This window comes from Protofrankia sp. CiT1, from assembly GCF_917627335.1.
Classification (GTDB): Bacteria; Actinomycetota; Actinomycetes; order Frankiales; family Frankiaceae; genus Protofrankia.
In genome coordinates this window covers 1-696 of record NZ_CAKJTP010000184.1, presented here as the reverse complement: position 1 = coordinate 696, position 696 = coordinate 1, and positions in this window count along the sequence as shown.

Here is a 696-nt window from a genome sequence, read left to right as displayed (position 1 = left end):
GTCCAGGGCACTACGTGTCACTGCGTGATCGGCTACGCCGACCCTGGACCCGTCCGGCCCCCCGGCAGATCAGGCGCCTACCAGAGGAACGGAAGAAAAATGGGGGAGAAACGAACGACCGCGACGACCGGTCAGAACGGCTGGGTCTGCGCGGGAACCCTGCGGTACGGGGCGATGTCGGGCATCCAGCCACCGCCCGGACCCCCGTGGGAGGGGCGGGGTGTCGGAAAGGCCGTGCCTGGGATCGCGCGGAACACCAAGACGATGTCGACGTCCCGAGTGCTTCGATGAACACCGCGTCGGTAGGAATCCGGACAGCGGTCCGAGCGACCTCGAACGGGTCGGCACCCGGCTTGACAGTCATCTCGTAGTAGCCGTGGCCGGGGGTGTCGAGGCGGACGAAGGGCTGTCCGTCCGAGGGGTCGCGCGGCGGGTCATAGACAGGCGGAATGATAGGGGTCACGGTCTGCGCTCCTTGTGTCAGAAGGGTGCGGATCGAGGTCCCGGTGTGGTGTTCCCGCACCCACCGGGGCCGCTTACTGATCGTCCAGTTGTGAGGGCTTGCGCCGTGTCCCGGTGGCCCGCGGGCCGGCAGGCTGGTCGGGGTGTGTTGCCGAATACCAGCCCGCCGCCGCGCGTGGGTGGTCATGCTGCGGCCTCGTCTTCGGGGAGCCCGCGGAGCCGATCGACGTAGGC